This window comes from Vibrio sp. D417a, assembly GCF_030248595.1.
GTDB lineage: Bacteria > Pseudomonadota > Gammaproteobacteria > Enterobacterales > Vibrionaceae > Vibrio > Vibrio alginolyticus.
The window spans coordinates 1-18644 of the sequence record NZ_JAHGAM010000015.1 but is presented as its reverse complement, the minus strand read 5'-3'; the positions used below and the strand labels follow the sequence as shown (position 1 = coordinate 18644).

At 43.7% G+C, this 18644-nt stretch carries 17 protein-coding genes; 12 read left to right on the top strand and 5 right to left on the bottom strand.

Annotation, left to right across the window (positions count from 1 at the left end):
* Positions 1–174: 174 nt before the first annotated feature.
* The 3 genes from KI742_RS13880 to KI742_RS13870 all read right to left on the bottom strand — a co-directional run bounded on the left by KI742_RS13880 (position 175) and on the right by KI742_RS13870 (position 3832).
* Entirely contained in the window at positions 175–1536 is a 1362-nt protein-coding gene (locus KI742_RS13880) for an L-serine ammonia-lyase (RefSeq protein WP_005376899.1), read from the bottom strand.
* A 97-nt stretch (positions 1537–1633) separates the two neighbouring features.
* Entirely contained in the window at positions 1634–2887 is a 1254-nt protein-coding gene (locus tag KI742_RS13875; protein WP_005376900.1) for an aromatic amino acid transport family protein, read from the bottom strand.
* A gap of 345 nt (positions 2888–3232) precedes the next feature.
* Positions 3233–3832, bottom strand: coding sequence for a CoA pyrophosphatase (locus KI742_RS13870; protein WP_005376901.1), 600 nt, complete (start codon positions 3830–3832; stop codon positions 3233–3235).
* 231 nt (positions 3833–4063) lie between these two features.
* On the opposite strand from KI742_RS13870, the gene KI742_RS13865 reads away from it, so the two are divergent.
* Positions 4064–4603, top strand: coding sequence for a heme NO-binding domain-containing protein (locus tag KI742_RS13865; protein WP_005388282.1), 540 nt, complete (start codon positions 4064–4066; stop codon positions 4601–4603).
* 7 nt (positions 4604–4610) lie between these two features.
* Positions 4611–6311, top strand: coding sequence for an ATP-binding protein (locus KI742_RS13860; RefSeq protein WP_213876432.1), 1701 nt, complete (start codon positions 4611–4613; stop codon positions 6309–6311).
* Between the two features lie 365 nt (positions 6312–6676).
* On the opposite strand, the gene pabB is transcribed toward KI742_RS13860, so the two are convergent.
* Positions 6677–8041: an aminodeoxychorismate synthase component 1 gene (pabB, locus tag KI742_RS13855; protein WP_285385642.1), complete on the bottom strand. Its 1365-nt coding sequence runs from the start codon at positions 8039–8041 to the stop codon at positions 6677–6679.
* A gap of 270 nt (positions 8042–8311) precedes the next feature.
* On the opposite strand from pabB, the gene KI742_RS13850 reads away from it, so the two are divergent.
* From KI742_RS13850 to KI742_RS13815, 8 genes are all read left to right on the top strand, one after another.
* Entirely contained in the window at positions 8312–9829 is a 1518-nt protein-coding gene (locus KI742_RS13850; RefSeq protein WP_017636098.1) for a fumarate hydratase, read from the top strand.
* Positions 9830–10003: 174 nt separating this feature from the next.
* On the top strand, positions 10004–10189 hold the full coding sequence (locus KI742_RS13845) for a hypothetical protein (RefSeq protein ID WP_005376906.1): 186 nt from the start codon (positions 10004–10006) through the stop codon (positions 10187–10189).
* Positions 10190–10445: 256 nt separating this feature from the next.
* Positions 10446–11822, top strand: a complete 1377-nt coding sequence (locus tag KI742_RS13840; protein WP_285385645.1) for a YcjX family protein — start codon at positions 10446–10448, stop codon at positions 11820–11822.
* The gene (locus KI742_RS13835; protein ID WP_167415307.1) at positions 11819–12859 is read left to right on the top strand and encodes a YcjF family protein; all 1041 of its coding nucleotides are present in this window, start codon (positions 11819–11821) and stop codon (positions 12857–12859) included. Before KI742_RS13840 ends, KI742_RS13835 begins: the two co-directional genes overlap by 4 nt.
* Positions 12860–12959: 100 nt before the next feature.
* Positions 12960–14504, top strand: coding sequence for a transcriptional regulator TyrR (gene tyrR, locus KI742_RS13830; protein WP_017820442.1), 1545 nt, complete (start codon positions 12960–12962; stop codon positions 14502–14504).
* 36 nt (positions 14505–14540) lie between these two features.
* Positions 14541–15125, top strand: a complete 585-nt coding sequence (gene rimJ / locus KI742_RS13825) for a ribosomal protein S5-alanine N-acetyltransferase (protein WP_213973219.1) — start codon at positions 14541–14543, stop codon at positions 15123–15125.
* A 1-nt stretch (position 15126) separates the two neighbouring features.
* Positions 15127–15714, top strand: coding sequence for an HD domain-containing protein (locus KI742_RS13820; RefSeq protein WP_005376917.1), 588 nt, complete (start codon positions 15127–15129; stop codon positions 15712–15714).
* Positions 15715–15727: 13 nt separating this feature from the next.
* Positions 15728–16201, top strand: a complete 474-nt coding sequence (locus tag KI742_RS13815) for a DUF2947 domain-containing protein (protein ID WP_031781188.1) — start codon at positions 15728–15730, stop codon at positions 16199–16201.
* A gap of 43 nt (positions 16202–16244) precedes the next feature.
* Here the strand turns inward: KI742_RS13815 and KI742_RS13810 are convergent, their stop codons facing one another.
* Complete coding sequence (locus KI742_RS13810) at positions 16245–17207, bottom strand: integron integrase (protein ID WP_104975438.1); 963 nt, start codon at positions 17205–17207, stop codon at positions 16245–16247.
* A gap of 234 nt (positions 17208–17441) precedes the next feature.
* Here KI742_RS13810 and KI742_RS13805 point away from each other — a divergent pair, with 234 nt between their 5' ends.
* Together KI742_RS13805 and KI742_RS13795 are read left to right on the top strand one after the other, a co-directional pair.
* Positions 17442–17876, top strand: coding sequence for a hypothetical protein (locus tag KI742_RS13805; RefSeq protein ID WP_025613288.1), 435 nt, complete (start codon positions 17442–17444; stop codon positions 17874–17876).
* 132 nt (positions 17877–18008) lie between these two features.
* Positions 18009–18533 (top strand): hypothetical protein, encoded by a 525-nt coding sequence (locus KI742_RS13795; RefSeq protein WP_285385649.1) that lies wholly within the window; start codon positions 18009–18011, stop codon positions 18531–18533.
* The last annotated feature ends 111 nt before the right edge of the window (positions 18534–18644 follow it).

Here is an 18644-nt window from a genome sequence, read left to right as displayed (position 1 = left end):
ATCAATAAAGCTAGGGAAGAGATGTGATTTTTTACTGAGATATCCATAATATTTGGATATATTCAACGTTTTAGGTTTTTTTTACTTGTCCTGATAACGCATTTTCCTGGGTTTTTTAGGTATAAAAAAACCCGAGCATAAACTCGGGTTTTGATTGGTATTCAGAAAGGCGTGTTAGCAAATCACTTTGATTGCTAGACCACCTTGAGATGTTTCGCGGTATTTCGCGTTCATGTCTTTACCTGTTTCTAGCATGGTTTCGATAACCTTATCTAGAGAAACAGTTGGAGCTGAAGAGCGACGTAGTGCCATGCGAGTAGAGTTGATTGCTTTTACTGCCGCAATACCGTTACGCTCAATACATGGAACCTGAACCTGACCTGCAACTGGGTCACACGTTAGACCTAAGTTGTGCTCCATCGCGATTTCTGCTGCCATACATACTTGCTCTGGGCTACCACCCATAAGCTCAGCAAGGCCTGCTGCTGCCATAGAACATGCCACGCCAACTTCACCCTGACAGCCAACCTCTGCACCAGAGATAGACGCGTTACGCTTGTAAAGACCTCCGATTGCGCCAGAAGCTGCAAAGTAACGGATGTAATCTTTTTCAGTCACAGTTTGGATGAACTTATCGTAGTAAGCCAGTACCGCAGGGATGATGCCACACGCACCGTTAGTTGGTGCTGTAACAACGCGGCCACCTGCTGCGTTCTCTTCGTTTACTGCGAAAGCAAACATGTTTACCCAATCAACAACAGACATTGGGTCGTTTGTTGTCTTTTCTGAAGTAAGTAGCTGCTGGCGAAGTGCTGCTGCACGGCGAGGCACACGCAGTGGACCAGGCAAAATACCTTCTTCATTCATACCGCGATCCATACACTCGCGCATTGTGCGCCAGATGTTTGCGAAATAAGTACGAGTTTCTTCATCTGAATGAAGCGCATGCTCATTCTTCATGGTTAGTGCGCTGATGGACAATCCACTTTCGTGGCATTGGTTAACCAGTTCCTCTGCCGTTGTAAACGGGTAAGGTACTTTTACTGGGTTTTCAGCTTCTTTACCGAAATTTTCTTCATCAACGATGAAACCACCGCCGATAGAGTAGTAAGTTTTTGAGTACGCCTTTTCGTCATCAATCCAAGCGTGGATCTGCATGCCGTTTTCGTGTAGCTCTAGGTTTGTTTTGTGGAAGTTCATTCCACCTTCACGTGGGAACGATACTGTGTGACAGTGCATGCCAACAGGAAGGCGTTCAGTTTCTTCTACACGAGCGATAAAGCCCGGGATAGAATCGATATCAACTTTCTCAGGAGTGTTGCCTGCAAGACCCATGATGATAGCAATATCTGTGTGGTGACCTTTCCCTGTCAGTGATAGTGATCCATAAACGTCAACGGTGATTTTAGTGATGTCGCGCAGTTTTCCCATTGCACGAAGATCATCAATAAACTCTTTACCCGCTTTCATTGGGCCTACAGTGTGTGAGCTTGAAGGTCCAACACCGATTTTATAGATATCAAAAACACTAATCATATCGATTACCTCAGAAGAAAGCCTCCCAAGGGGAGTTGGGAGGCTTAATTTTATCGTTATATTTTTGGATTAATCATACTGCAACGGGCAGAGATGATTAAAGAGCGCCGTAGATTACAGAACTAATTGCAGCAAGACCACAGATTGCTGTGAAAATTTGCACAGGTGCTGAAGTTTTGTACTTAGCCATCGCAGGAACTTTTTGCATTGCGAAGATTGGCATCAAGAATAGGATTGCCGCAATCATCGGTGCACCCATTGTTTCAATCATACCTAGGATGCTTGGGTTAACGATAGCAACGATCCAAGTTGTGATTACAATGAAGATTAGAGACATCTTCTCGATCTTGCTTACTGGTGATTTTGAACGAGATTTCACTAGACCAACTAGACCTTCGTGCGCACCTAAGAAGTGGCCAAAGTAGCTAGAGGTGATCGCTGCGAAAGCAACCAATGGACCCATGTAAGAGATCAGTGGAGATTCATGCACGTTTGCTAGGTAAGAAAGAACAGAGATGTTTTGCTCTTGCGCTGTTGCTAGTTGCTCTGGAGACAGAGAAAGTACAACAGAGAAAACGAAGAACATAACAAAGCCCATCAGCATCATTGCTGCGCCACCAGTGATAGTGTCAGTTTTCTTAACTGCGTCATCACCGTATACACGACGTTGCTCTTTAGAGAACTGAGAAATGATTGGGCTGTGGTTGAAAGAGAACACAATAACAGGGATTGCTAGCCAAACGATAGCTGGCATTGCACCCCAGTCAGGCGACACTTCCATCATTGAAGTGTTCCAACCAGGAATTAGGTATACAGACAGTGCTAGTAGGATGAACACGAGAGGGTAAACCATTGCTGAAGTTGCTTTCAGCATAAGCTCTTTACCGAATACTACGCCTGCTGTCATTGCAGCAATAAGTGCACCAGAAAGTAGCCAGCGAGGAATAGATTCCATGCCCATTTGGTTAACTAGGAAAGAGTCAACTGTGTTTGTGATACCAACACCGTAGATAAGTACGATTGGGTAGATAGCGAAGAAGTAAGCGAACGTAATAAGGTTTGCGCCAGTCTTACCAAAGTGCTCTTCTACTGTGTCGGTGATGTCCGCTTCAGGGTTTTTCGCAGAAAGAACGAAACGAGCTAAAGATTTGTGTGCGAACCAAGTCATTGGTGCTGCAATTAGGGCTAGGATTACTAATGGCCAGAAGCCACCTGCACCTGCTTTAATAGGAAGGAACAGTACACCTGCACCTACTGCCGTACCAAAAAGGGACAGACACCAGGTAAAGTCTTTGTAAGAAAACTTACTAGACGATTGTGCGGTAGAAACCGCAGAAGTAGTTGTATTCATTTTTTAGTTACTCATTTTGGGAACAGGAAATAAGTCGGGAGTAATTTTGCAAGATTTTACACTAGGAAAATTAGATCTAAATCATTTATTGCTTACGCTTATTGAATGATATGTCAAAAACCTGCTTTTTATCACGAAAATGATGTGCTACTCGTGATTTCTGCTAATGAGTAAAATTAGAAAAACTTATCAATAGGGCTGTTTGTATAAATTTATTTCACCGCAAGCGTTTGCGGTGAAAATGGAAAATTAATCTAATGTGAATGAATGTTTATGAAGCAACGTTTTATTAATATTGATGCGCATAATGATCGCGCCTATAAAAGCACCGATATCAACAACTGTTTAATGTGAAATAATATGTTTTTGCATTGATTCGATAATTTGTGCCGTCATGCCCCAGATGAAATGCTGTCTATATGGGATAGCAAATACACGATGACTGCTTCTTTTTAGGTCAAATTTGGTGCTATACAATTTTTTGGGGTTCAGAATATGGTTGGCAGGAACCTCAAAAACTGACTCTACTTCATTTGGGTCAATATGCGTTTTATATTCCGGAGAAACAAAAGCCAAAAAAGGTGTCACATTAAATTGACTAATCGTTGGTAGTGTAGGCAGTTGACCAAACACATGAATATGCTCATCTTCTATCCCAACTTCTTCTTTGGTTTCTCTTAAAGCGGTATTCACGAGCTGAATATCTTCCTGCTCATATTTGCCACCGGGAAAGCTGATTTGTCCCGGATGATGGCGTAAGTGGGCTGCACGCTTAGTCAGAATGACTTGTAACCCGTCATCGCGTTCCACAAAACCGATTAAGACTGCCGCATCTCTCAGGGACTTTTCTTTCATCCATTTCAGTCGTGCAAGGGACTCTTTGTGGTAGCCCGTTGGAAGCCGAAATTGAAAGTTCTGTAGTAAATGAGTTTTGTCGATAACCAAACTGAGTCCTTATTTATCGTGCCTAACCATTATCTATTATACTCAAAGACGGCAAAGCGTATGGCGTTATCGTTACTGGTTACCAAATAAAGCATTCGCATTAAAACACTCGCCAGCACTTTCCCTCTTTGTGTTGTGTGTCTCACTCTGCTTGAACATATTAATTTGAAACTTATAAGGTTATACACCATTCTTTATTTTAGGACGTCACTATAGGGCAAGTATTGGCCAATGAAAGGGATTATTTTCACCGAGTTCATGGAGTTAGTGGAAGAGAAATTCGGTCTTGATGTGTTAGACCAAGTTCTCGACCTTTCTAACGATGAAGGTGTTTACACCGCTGTTGGTAGTTACGATCACAAAGACTTGGTTAAGTTGATCGTGAATCTCAGTAAAGTATCTGGTGTTCCCCCCGAGCAACTGCAAGAGGTGTTTGGAGAGTGCGTCTTTTTGAATTTACTTCGCTCTATTCCTAGTCACGCCAGTTTGCAACAGTGTGAAACGACGTTTCAATTTGTTCGCCATGTTGAAGACTTTATTCATGTCGAAGTTAAGAAGCTCTATCCTGATGCTAACCCTCCGCAATTTGATTTCATTAGTGAAAACCAATCCCAATTGGTATTTGACTACCACAGCGCAAGATGTATGTCTCACGTATGCTTAGGATTGATAAAAGGTTGTGCTGCACATTTTGGTGAGGTAGTTCATATCAAACATCAAAACCAGTCAGAAGATGGCAGCAAAGTACGTTTTTGGTTAGAGGCTCAATAAGAACGATATGACGGGAAGTTCCTCATTAGAAAGGAAACTCAAACGAGAAGTTGCATCAAGAAAAGCAGCTGAGCAGCTGTTGGAACAGAAAAGCTTAGAGTTATATGAATCCAACCAGCAACTCAGTGTTGCATTGAAAAAGTTAGAGCTGAAATCTAAAAAGGATCTTCGTAAGTTTGAGTTTGAAGAGCAAATTGATGCCACGTTGATTAAGTTCGGTCGTACTTTTTTATCGAGCACGTTCGATGAAGCAATGATAGCGAGCTTTATTGAGCAGCTCACTTCTAACTCGATCATTTCTGCGGCTTACTTGTTTCTTGACGCTACAAAGCTGAGCTCATTGCGTCGTCATCACTTTGGTCACTTACAGCTTCGTCATAACAACGAGATTTTCACCACTCCTAATTGGCAGGGAGAGAATTTGCATTTGCCAGTTATCATTGATGGGGAAACGGTTGGGGAGTTGATTTTCTCTGTGTTGCAAGATCAAATCGATCAGTCTTTTATTTCCAAACAGATGGAGCTCGTGTCTGACTTAGTTCATGGTGTTATTGGTCGACACTTAAGTTTAGAGCGAGAGGTCGAGCTGAGAAAGCGGGCTGAGGAATCAGAAAAAGCGACGAAGGAGTTTGTCGCCATGATTAACCATGAGCTGCGAACTCCTCTCAATGGCGTATTGGGTAGTGCGGAGTTATTGAGTCGAACCCAATTAGAAGAAGAGCAGCGTCAATACTTGAGCAATCTGACTCAATCAGGGGACTTATTGAGAGTTATCATTAATGATCTTCTTGATTTCAGTAAGATGAATGCCGGTATGATGGAAATCATACATAAAGTCTTTGCCTGGGAGGAACTTGAAAAAGCCATCATGGGTGTATTTGCAGCTAAGGCTGCGGAAAAACGCATCCATTTCTCTATCGACAAAAAGCTGGGGATCCCGGAATTTTTAGTCGGTGACTTAGAGCGCATTACACAAATTTTGGTTAACTTGGTGGGAAACGCGATTAAGTTTACTCACTTGGGTGGCGTCGTGTTACGGGTGGAATGGCTTAACGGCACGGCTTATTTTGAGGTTGAAGACACTGGTATTGGCATCCCAATAAAAGCACAGCCGTCACTCTTTGATCCATTTGTCCAAGTTGATCGCTCAGCGAAACGCAGCTTTGAAGGCTCAGGTTTAGGTCTCGCGATTTGTAAAAATCTCGTGGATTTGATGCAAGGTCAAATTAGCTTTGAGAGTGAAGAGCGCAAAGGCACAACTTTTAAAGTTGCTATTCCTCTTGATGAAGGGCAAGCACAAGGCACAGCAGAGGGGGAATTGGTCACCATAGAGCGAAGCGATTTAGCAGGACGCTCAATATTAGTGGTTGATGACATCAGAATGAATCAAGTCATTGTTACTCAAATGCTGAAAAAACTCGACATTACACCTGATTTAAAAGCCAACGGAAAAGAAGCATTAGAAGCGGTGAAAAGTAAAGACTACGAACTGATATTCATGGACTGCCGAATGCCTGAAATGGATGGTTATGAGGCGACGATGTATCTGAGAGAGCGTGGCTTTACTCATCCAATTATTGCATTAACCGCTGGCACTACCATCGAAGAGCGTCAAAAGTGCATTGATTCAGGCATGGACGACATCCTCACTAAGCCGTACACCGCAACCGATATCGAACAGATTATGTGTAAGTGGCTTGAGCAGTAGACGCTGCCTCTTAAAAAGTATGTTTGTTGGCCAACGGCTAAAAGCTAAAGTACATGCAAATAAAACACACAAAAAAACGCACCACACTGGATAATGCCGATCATTTAACGATGTTTTTTGGGTCATTCTAGCGAGCCTTGGCGAGACTAAGAATCTAGTAGCAGCACGATGAGCGGGTAATGAAACAAATTTGACCACAAAGTGCTTGAATAGAAGAACCTGTATCACGCTCTTTCGTCGCTGTGCAGGGTGATGAGATACAGAAATATGCCACTCGCTGTTAAACGAGCGGCATTATCCGTTCTGGAGGCATTTTAGATTGTTTTCGTCAATAGCATTAAAGCGACGTTGTCCGCGGTTGAAATCTACGATTGCAGCGCTGGTAAAATCTTTGAAAGCTTGTCCAACGTTTCTTGATACTCAGAGGCGCAATCGCTATCTGCCACGACGCCGCCGCCTGCCCAAGCGTAAAGTTTGTTTTGTTCCGCTACAAGAGTTCGGATAGTAATGCTGGTGTCCATACGACCATGGCGTGAAATGTAGCCAATACTGCCGCAATACGCGCTGCGTCGATGCGGCTCCAGTTCTTCAATGATCTGCATTGCGCGAACTTTAGGTGCGCCCGTAATTGAACCGCCTGGAAAACACGCTCGCAGCAAATCCGCAGGAGCGTATTGTTCATCCAAATTTGCACGAATGGTGCTCACCAAATGATGCACGGCAGGGAAGCTTTCAATATCGAACAGCTTTGGAACGTGAACGCTACCCGGTGATGCAACTCGACCAATATCATTACGCAGCAAATCGACAATCATCAGGTTTTCTGCCTGATCTTTTTCCGCTGTCTGCAAGTCATGGGCATTAGCGTTATCTTTCGTTGGATCTTCGCTGCGTGGGCGAGTACCTTTGATTGGTTTTGTTTCAATGACGCGATCTTTGAGCTCTAAAAAGCGCTCTGGAGAGATACTCAAAATCGAAGACTCAGGCATACGGATAAACGCTGAGAATGGCGCTTGGTTGGCGGACTCCAATTTCAGATACGCTTGCCACTCGCTGCCTTGATACGGTGCGTTAAAGCGCTGCGCCAAATTGATCTGATAACAGTCACCGCTCAACAAGTATTCTTGCACCTTGTCAAAGCGAGTAGCGTAGCTCTCTTTCGTCATGTTTGACTGCCAATCACCAGACAAAGCGAAGTCAACGGTTTGTTCTGCTTTTTGCTCGTTTAACCACTGCCAAGCTTGCTCGATATTCTGACCAACTAGGCATGCTTTTTTAAGCTTGTGGTCAACAACAACGGCCCATTCATACAGACCTACCGCCATATCCGGCGTGTTGAGATCTTTTTCTGCCACTTCTGGCATCGTTTCTACGCGGCGACCTAAATCGTAACTGAAGTAACCGAGCGCACCACCAACAAAAGGCAAATCCAATTCTTTATTTAACTCTACGTGAGGAAGCCACTGTTCTTGCAATTGATGAAGCAGCGTGAATGGGTCATCTTGAGTTGAATAGGCATTCGATGGCGTTTCAACTTGTGTGTTGTCGGCAGTGGTTTCTAACGTTGCAATCGGGTTGGCGACCAACACATCGAAGCGGCTATCGATATGCGTTTTTGATGCAGAACGCAGCAACATCGCCCAAGGTAGGTGTTGAATGCGAGAAAAAAGGTGAAGAGCAAACTCTGGTGCGTATTCCAACGCTTTAAAATCAATGAATTGATTGTCCATGTTGTTCATTTGTGTAATTTGTGACAAAGAGATCGTTCACTGCATGGCATGTCATGGGCAGCAAGAGTATCATATTCCTCTGTGTAGCCAAACTCCCTCTATTCATAGGGTTTTGAGATGGTTTACAAGTAGGCAACTTCAGCATTTCGTGTGTCGATATCAGCCGTTCGACAATTGTTTATAAAAAACGAAGCTCAAAAGAGCAATAAGCTTAACAAACACGATTGAAGCCAAGCCAATAATGGAAGCATAACTATAACGAGGCATGTAATGACGGTAATACGCAAGCAGGATGTGATCAGCAGTGTCGCTGATGCGCTACAGTATATTTCTTACTACCACCCGCTAGACTTTGTTCAAGCTCTTGAAAAAGCCTATCACCGCGAAGAGAGTCAAGCCGCGAAAGACGCGATTGCTCAGATCCTAATTAACTCCCGAATGTCCGCAGAAGGTCACCGTCCAATTTGTCAGGATACTGGTATTGTGACGTGTTTCGTCAACATCGGTATGGGCGTGCAATGGGATTCGACCGACATGACGGTTCAGCAGATGGTAGATGAAGGTGTTCGACAAGCGTACACGAACCCTGATAACCCGTTGCGTGCGTCAGTACTTATGGACCCTGCTGGTAAACGTATTAATACCAAAGACAACACGCCTGCCGTCGTACATATCAACATGGTTCCGGGCGATAAAGTTGAAATTCAGATCGCTGCGAAGGGCGGCGGTAGCGAAAACAAAACTAAGATGGTGATGCTAAACCCATCTGATGATATTGCTGAGTGGGTAGAAAAAACGCTACCAACAATGGGGGCGGGCTGGTGTCCTCCTGGCATGCTTGGCATTGGTATCGGCGGTACGGCTGAAAAAGCAGCGGTATTGGCAAAAGAATCTCTAATGGAACACATCGATATTCAAGAGCTTATTGACCGTGGCCCACAAAACGCAGAAGAAGAGCTTCGTTTGGATATCTTCAATCGCGTGAACAAACTTGGTATCGGTGCGCAAGGTCTTGGCGGTTTGACGACTGTTGTCGACGTTAAAATCAAAACTGCGCCAACGCACGCGGCTTCTAAGCCTGTTTGTTTGATCCCGAACTGTGCGGCGACTCGTCACGTACACTTCACGCTTGATGGTAGCGGCCCAGCAGAGCTAATACCACCTAAACTAGAAGATTGGCCAGACATTACTTGGGAAGCGGGCGAAAATACGCGTCGCGTAAACTTAGACACAATTACTAAAGAAGAAGTACAAGAGTGGAAGACAGGCGAAACGGTTCTTCTATCAGGTAAAATTCTGACTGGTCGTGATGCTGCGCATAAACGTATTCAAGGCATGCTAGATAATGGCGAAGGTCTACCTGAAGGCGTAGATCTAAACGGTAAGTTTATTTACTACGTAGGCCCTGTCGATGCAGTTGGTGATGAAGTCGTTGGTCCTGCTGGCCCAACAACATCAACGCGTATGGATAAATTCACCGATATGATGCTAGAAAAGACCGGCATCATGGGCATGATCGGTAAAGCTGAGCGTGGCCCTGCAACGGTTGAATCTATCAAGAATCACAAAGCGGTTTACCTAATGGCTGTCGGTGGCGCTGCGTACTTGGTGGCGAAAGCGATCAAGAAAGCTCGCGTTGTCGCATTTGAAGATTTAGGTATGGAAGCGATTTACGAATTTGAAGTTGAAGATATGCCAGTAACAGTGGCTGTCGACTCAAATGGTGTTAACGCGCACCAAATCGGTCCAGACACTTGGAAAGTGAAAATTCAAGAGATGGAAGCATAAGGCAAAGGGCAATCTTGCTGCGTCTCAGTAGAGAGAATGTGACAAGGTGCTGATTTACCTAGCAAACAATTGACAAAAGTGCAGCGAAACCTGCACTTTTTGTCTATATAATTAAGGATATAAACCTTTAGGCATAGCAATCAAACGTTATGCGAACAATAATTAGGAGACGGCATGCCTCGTTTTATTCAGATTCTACAAATTATTCTTGCTGTAGTGATAGGTGGCTTTGTTGGCTATGACTTGATTCTTCACGGTATCAGCATCTTTGATGAAAAGTACGTAACCATCACATGTGTGTTGTGGTTGATTTTGGAAATCGCTCTATTTGTTATCTATAAGTTGATCGAAGACGACTAGGCTTAAAGAAAGCGGGTTCCTGTTTAACATAGTAATCAGCGCATATAGAGTTACTAATGCTGTAGATTAAGTAAGCCTCTGAACCACTCAGGGGCTTTTCTTTTTTTAATACAGCATCAAGCCGGATGTTTTGTTCATCTTTTATTAAGGTATATAAAGTTAAACTCATAGAATTCGGGATAGAACAGTATTCATAGATCGAAATTCGAAGTCGCTGACAACGTTGTTTTAAAGTGGAGTAAGATAAAGAAGCGTAATGAAGAGAATAAAGAAAGAAGTTAATGACTTTATCAACAGAGGTATGGACTCTAATGTTCGAATTGCTGTCACCGGACTTTCTCGTGCCGGTAAGACGGCATTCATCACGTCATTAGTGAATCAGCTTCTTCATACTGCAACCCATGACAATTTGCCTCTTTTGACTGCGGCTAGAGATAAGCGCCTTATTGGGGCGAAGCGTGAGCCTCAATCGAATATGATGGTGCCACGCTTTGCTTACGATGAGGCGATGAGCCAAATTCATGCGACTCCACCTCAGTGGCCAGTACCGACACGTGATGTGAGTGAGATTCGCTTAGCGCTCAAGTACAAACCAAATAAAACCACGAAAAAGCTGTTGAGTAAAACCGCAATTTTAAATGTTGATATTATCGACTATCCAGGAGAGTGGTTGCTCGACCTGCCTTTATTGGACATGGATTTTGCAACGTGGTCGCAAACTCAGTTTGATGCACTTAAAGGCCAGCGTGGCGATTTAGCCAAAGCTTGGCTTTCTGAACTGGAGAAAGTGGATCTCTTTGCAGAAGTGAATGAGAAACTACTTGAGAAAGTTGCACACACATACACCGAGTACCTTCATGCTTGTAAAGACGTTGGCCTTCATTGGGTTCAGCCTGGCCGCTTTGTATTACCTGGTGAACTAGCAGGTGCGCCGGTGCTACAGTTTTTTCCGTGTCGTGCTGATTCGGAAAGCAAAGCGCCCAAGGGCAGTAACTTAGCGATGCTAGAAGCCCGTTTTCAGGAATACCAACAGAAAGTAGTGAAAGCGTTTTATAAGCATCATTTTGCGACCTTCGATCGCCAGATTGTACTGGTGGATTGTTTGCAGCCTCTCAATGCCGGTGATGAAGCGTTTTACGACATGCGCCAAGCGCTAGAACAGATCATGCATAGCTTCCGTTATGGTCGTAGTAGCTTTTTGCGTCGTTTGTTCTCACCAAAAATCGACAAAGTGTTGTTTGCTGCTACAAAAGCGGATCATATCACGCCCGATCAGCACCCAAATTTGGTGTCTCTGCTCCAACAAATGGTGCATCCAGCATGGCAAACGGCAGCCTACGAGAATATTGAGATGAGCTGCATGAGTATCGCTTCCATCCAAGCAACCACGACGGGGTTTATTTCCTCTGGAGATAAGACCATCCCGGCGTTACAAGGAACAACATTGGGTGGTGAGCCGATGACTATGTTTCCCGGAGAGGTGCCGAAAAAGCTACCAAATGCAGCGTATTGGCAAAACAACGGGTTTGATTTTACGTCGTTTCGTCCGATGCCCTCACCGAATGATGAGCCAATGAAGCACATACGCTTAGACAAAGCATTGGATTACCTGATTGGAGATAAATTGAAATGAGTGAGTTGAAGCAAAAACAAGTTTTCTCTAAAAAGGTAATGGAAAAAGAGCAGCAATCGAATCAACCGGAGTTGACGGCGCAGCAAACATTCGGCGAAAAAGAAACATTTGTACCTGTTGAAGTTAAAGAAGCGCACCAGGAGACCGAACAGGAATTGCAACTCGAGCATGTCATTCGTCCAAAATCGGGCAGAAAATGGCTCGCGACTGGCGCATTTGCAACTTTTGCTGGTCTGGTTGGCTGGCAAGCGGTGGACTCGGTTATAACCGCAATTCAGGCTTCTGATTGGCTAGCCTTAAGCTGGACGGGGTTTATTGCTGCGATCGCTTCGCTTGGTTTAGGAGCTATGGGTAAAGAGCTTTGGAAACTGCGAAAACTACGAAATCATTTTAGTGTTCAAGAAGAAGCAGAAGCACTTGTTAATAGTGAGAGCGTTGGGAAAGGGAAAGCCTTTTGCGAAACCGTAGCAGAACAAAGTGGTGTGATGGCAGAGAATCCGGGCTTTGATCGTTGGCAGAACAGTATTAACCCTGCTCATAGTGACGCTGAAATTCTTGATATGTATGACTCGATGGTGGTGAGCCAACAAGACAAGTTGGCAACGAAAATCGTATCACAGCACGCAACCGAGTGTGCGGCCCTAGTCGCCGTGAGCCCTCTGGCTGCCGCTGATATGTTGCTGGTGGCGTGGCGAAATTTCAAAATGATCGACAACCTCTCCAAGGTATATGGGGTAGAGCTAGGTTATGCATCTCGCATCAAGTTACTAAGAGCGGTATTTGTCAATATGGCGGCGGCTGGTGCCAGTGAGCTCGCTATTGATGCCAGTATGGATTTGATGTCGATGGATCTTGCTGGCAAAGTTTCTTCTCGTGCGGGGCAGGGACTCGGTGTTGGTATTCTAACGGCACGTTTGGGCTTGAAAGCGATGACCTTATTGCGTCCACTACCCTGGTATCCTGACCGTCAGGTTAAGTTGGGCACCATACGCAAGGCAGTGGCGGCGAAAGTTGCATCAATTACGATGAAACCGTAACGAATATCAACTTTGATGGATAGGATTGCTTGACGCCATTCCAAGCATGATAGAAACTACTGTCAACTTTTCCTGACAGTTGTGAATTGGGATATTTTAAGTGCGTCTTGAAGTCTTATGTGAAGATCGACTCGGCTTGACCCGAGAACTGCTCGATATTTTAGCGTCTAAAAGCATCGACTTACGTGGTATCGAAATCGATATTAGCGGTATTATCTATTTGAATTGCCCGGATATTGATTTTGATACGTTTAGTGAGCTGATGGCTGAAATCCGCCGTATTCCGGGGGTGAAAGACGTACGTAAAATCCAGTTTATGCCGATGGAGCGCCACAATACGGAGCTGCTCTCGTTAGTTGATAACTTGCCCGATCCGGTTTTTGCCATTGATCTTAAAGGTGCCGTAGACATGGCGAACATGTCTGCACTTTCATTGCTTGGCCTTCACAAGCAAGAAGTGATTGGTACTCAAATCGGTGCTTTGTTACCAAGTGTTCGTTTCTCTCGTTGGTCTGAAGGTGTTAATGGTCGAACGCGGGAAAACCTTGTGATTGATGGCTTGGACTATGTTCTAGAGTTGATGCCCGTTTATATCCGAGACGAAGCGCAAAACTCGACTCTAGCGAGTACTCTAATGACGATTCGCTCTAGTCAGCAAGTTGCCAGAATTGAAGAAGCACTACCGCTGCATAATCCTCTGGGTTTTGAGCACTTTGTTGGTATATCGAACCGTCATAAAGCACTAATGAACCAAGCTAAGAAGCTGTCTGTGCTTGACCAACCATTGTTGATTGAGGGCGAAACGGGGACTGGTAAAGAAATGCTTGCTAAAGCTTGCCATAGCCGTTCTAGCCGCGCGAGCAAGCCATTCCTAGTTTTGAGTTGTGCTTCGATGCCTGACGATGTAGCAGAAACTGAACTTTTTGGTCATGCGCCGGGTTCATTTAATCATGAACAAGGCCACAAAGGCATCTTTGAGCAAGCAAATGGCGGGACGGTATTTCTTGATGAAATCGGTGAAATGAGTTCGCACCTTCAAATCAAGCTGTTACGTTTTCTACAGGATGGTAATTTCCGTCGTGTCGGTGCAGAAGATGAGATGCATGTCGATGTTCGTATCATCGCTTCAACAAAACATAACCTTGCCGAGCTTTCTGAAGCAGGAATGTTCCGTGAAGATTTGTATTATCGTCTCAACGTACTTACGCTCAGCATTCCTCCGTTACGTAAGCGCTCAAACGACGTTGCACCATTGCTTGAGTTGTTTGTGGCGAAACATGCTCAACAGCTTGGGATTGATAAGCCAGAGTTTGATGATGGTCTAGTTGATGCCCTTGCAAATTATCAGTGGCCAGGAAACATGCGCCAGCTGGATAACATGGTTCTTCGAGCGCTCACGGAAATGGATGGTGATATACTAAACGCGGATCACTTCAATTTACCTCAGCCTCAGTCAGTCGGCGCTGGTAGTGCAACGCTTAACATCGACGGTTCTTTGGATGAGATCATGCGTGATTATGAATCTCAAGTTCTGGAACGTTTGTATCAGTCATTCCCATCAAGCCGCAAGCTTGCTAAGCGCTTAAATGTATCGCATACCTCAATCGCTAATAAACTGCGTGATTACGGTATACGTAAGAATTAATCGAATTGAACGAAAAGACGGAATTAATCATTTGTAATGGAAGATAACAGCTCATCTATCGCCGTTCATAAGTTGGACGGTGACTTGCTTCTTCGTACCGCTGAAATCGGTGACGCAGATATGATTGCCGAATATTTTCAAGCGAACCGAGAATACCTGAAACCGTTTGAACCGAAACGTGAAGAGGCTTTTTTCTCAGTGAACGGTTGGTTGCAAAAGCTTGTCAAGCTCAATGAGCTGCATCGAATGGGATTGGGGTATTATTGCCTTTTAGTCAGAGCCTCTTCGGGTGAAATGCTAGGTACGATATCCTTTAGTAGTTTGAGTCGTTTTCCTTTTTATTCTTGTAACGTCGGATATTCTCTCGCTGAAAAAGCGCAAGGGTATGGTTATATGCGTCGTGGATTAACCATGGCTTGCGACTACATGTTTAACGTTCAGAAACTGCATCGTATTCAAGCTGGCTACATGCCTCACAATAAACGCAGTGAAGCTGTGCTACAGCATGTAGGGTTCAACCGAGAAGGGTATGCAAAAGATTACCTTTTGATTAATGGTGAGTGGCAAGACCACGTTCTAACGTCGCTTATTAATCCGAATTGGCAGCCAGAAGGACGATAGTATGGAACGATTGGAAAAGCAGTTAGCACTTGTAATCGAGCTCGATAAACTCAAAAGCATTTTGCGCCGAACTCGAGTTAAAAGTGCTGAAGGGCGCCTCGAAAATAGTGGTGAGCATAGTTGGCATGTCGCACTGATGGCAATATTGATGGAAGAGCATGCGAATGCACCTGTTGATATTTGCCGAGTGATGAAAATGTTATTGATACATGACGTAGTAGAGATCGACGCGGGCGATACCTTTGTTTATGATACTGCTGCGTCTCAAGAGCAAGCTGAAAAAGAAATTAGAGCGGCAGAGCGCTTGTTTGGTATGTTACCCAGCGATCAGGAGCAAGAGCTATTGGCGCTTTGGCATGAATTTGAAGCCGCGCAGACCGATGATGCTAAGTATGCAAAAGCACTCGATCGGTTAATTCCAATGCTCTTGAACTACCATAATAATGGTCAGAGTTGGAAGGAACATGGTGTCTCACGCGAACAAGCACTTACCATTAATAAACGAATTGAATTTGGCTCTGTTACCTTATGGGACAAAGCGAAAGAGTTGATTGAAGAAGCCACAGAGAAAGGTTGGCTGAAATCGTAATAAAGGAGACTGAATGTCTTATTTGCCTTTGGATGAATACCAAAGAAAATGGATTTTTACGCATCAGTCGATGCCTGTGCCAGAAGAAGATTTGGCTTTTATTAAGCCGATGAGCCAAGCCCGTTCAGCACAATTTTGGAAAGAAAATATCAGTGCTCAAAGCCCTGATATGGATAGACTTAGTTCCCAAGACTGGCCAATGAATGAGGCGAATTGGTCTGAAACTGTGGATTGGATGGCTGCGTGGGAGTCGGATGATCCTGACATGCCAGCGGAAGTTGAGGCACATATCGATTGGCAAGACGATGTGACCGTTTACTTTTGCTACGAGAAGTACAATGTCATCGAAACGAAATGGTCTATTTTTAAAAAGCACTGGAAGAACTTTCTCTTTTATGATGATGGTCCGATACTAATAGGACGTCGCCGTTCGCAAGCACTTTGGTTTGACTCAAAAGGCAATGTGAAACTCGGTGTTCGTCAATAACGAGTTATAAAGCAAAGCCACCTTTCGAGGTGGCTTTGTTTTTCTAAAGGCTGGATAATGGACTCAACACACCGCCAGCCCCGCGCTCGATAACGTGAGTATAGATTTGCGTGGTTTTTACATCAGTATGCCCTAATTGTTCCTGAACAGTTCTAATGTCTGCGCCAGATTCCAATAAGTGCGTGGCAAAACTGTGTCTTAGTGTGTGGCAAGTTACAGTTTTCTCAATGCTTGCGTCGCTTGCCGCGCGCTTTACTGCTCTTTGTATTGCGCTTTCATTGATATGATGCCTTCTGAGTTCACCAGTGTCTCGATCTGCGCTTAACTTTGTTGATGGAAACAAAAAGTGCCAGTTAAAATCTAGCTCCGCTTTTGGGTATTTACGTCGTAAACCTTCAGAGATGTATACGCCCGCATAACCAGGCATGTGCCTATCTTTAAAATAATAGTTTCTTGCTAAATTAACTTGAGCTTTGAGTGGTTCATGCAGTTCTTTGGCTAATGTGACTGTACGATTTTTACCTCCTTTTCCTTGCCAAACGCGAACTGCACCATAATCATAATCGATGTCTTGAACTCTTAAGCGTAAACATTCCATAACTCGAAGCCCGGAGCCGTAAAGCAACTGAATATGGAGTCTATACCTCGGGTCGATATGCTGAACGAATCTTCGGATCTCCTCCCTGGATAACACAACGGGAAGTTTCTTTTCGGTCAAGGATTTCTGAAATCTCATATCAAGTGATAGTGGGGTTTTGAAATAATCACGATATAAAAATGATATTGAGTTCAGCGCCAAAGCTTGCGTTTTTACCGCAACTTTTTCTTCTACCGCTAAGTAACTCAGAAATTGAATGACATCATCTTCTGCTAGTGTTGATGGGTGAGCAAGCTGGTGAAAAGTGATAAAGCGTTTTATCCAAAATAGATAACTTTCGATAGTTTTATTCGCATAATGACGAGTAAGCATGTGCTCTTTTACACTAAGTAAAAACTGACTTTTCATGATAAATTAACCTGTTTATTTATACAGCACCCTTAATGTATCACCACTTTTGAAATTAGCGTGCTGTGCGCCGACTAATTGCGCGCGCTACCACACATATTCATACTGTTTTTCTATTTGTTTCATACATATAAGTGCTACGATTGATAGCGCTTTTGATAAGAAAGAAGGCGGTAGCCTGCCAGAAAAACGGCAAATTGCCGTATAGAAAGCGTTAGGCATCAAGGAGAAAAAATGGCGAGACAAGATACACGTTTAGAGTCAGAGGGTGCAGAGTTTCTAGTCTTAGGGCAGTTGTTGATCCATAGAATTTCAGCTTATAAAACATACACAAATATGCCTGGTTATGACTTAGTAGCTGTTAATCCAGATTCTCATAAATCTGCGAGAGTTCAAGTTAAGAGTAGATGGAGAACGGGTGCATTGGGTTTTCCAATTAAAAACCTTGAATCTGACTTTGTCGTAGCTGTATTTCTAAATCGTGGCTCAAAAGACAACAAAAAAGAAATACTGCCTCCCAGATACTATGTGTTCCCAATTAGGTTAATTCATGAAGCTCCTCGCAGTGCAGATTGGGGGAAAGTAAGCATTAAATCCATACCAAATTATGAAAGCTATGAAAACAGATGGGATCTTATCGATTCTTTTTTGTTGACAGAAAATGCCTAACAAATTGTTCAAGAGTGATTCGGCACGCGTGGCATTTTTACTATGCGTTGGTTTTAGTGGTTAGGGTGGTATGCGGAAGCTTCGGTATTGCATGCCTCACACCTTAACAAGGCGTTATGTTAAAGGAGAATTATGGAACGTTCCATTTTGCTAGAAAGGGCATTGTCCAATTGTGTTGATTTTGTACGTCAGTATGTATATTACTTGCGCCTAACAGAAAGGAGAAATGAATTTCCCGACTTGGTTCATACGTATATACATAATAATTTTATATGTATGGCTGTATTTAATTGGAGTCATGCTTTTGGACATCACAACGATGTTTTGCATTTTCGTAATGTGAGTACAGATGGTGATCAATTCAAAGAAGATTTATTGCGACGCTTAGAACTTGATAATGATGGCTGGAAAGCATATTGGGAAGAAATGAAAGCGTTTCGGGATAAGCGAGTTGCCCATATAGATCCAGATCCTCAAGTAAAAATTCCAGACTTGGATAAAGCATATGTATGCATAAGTTATTATTATCATTCATTTGTTGGTGAGCTTAAAAAGTTAGGTGGTTATGATGTATTCCCTGATAACTTAGACAAATTTAGCGATACTTTGCATAAGAAGTACGAGAAAACAGTCATCAGCCTACTATCAGGGTTTTAACATAACAAACTGTTTAAGAGTGATTCGCAACGCGTGGCATTTTTACTATGCGTTGCGTTTAGTGTTTAAGGTGGTATGCGGCGGCCTTTGTATTGCGTTGCTCACACCTTA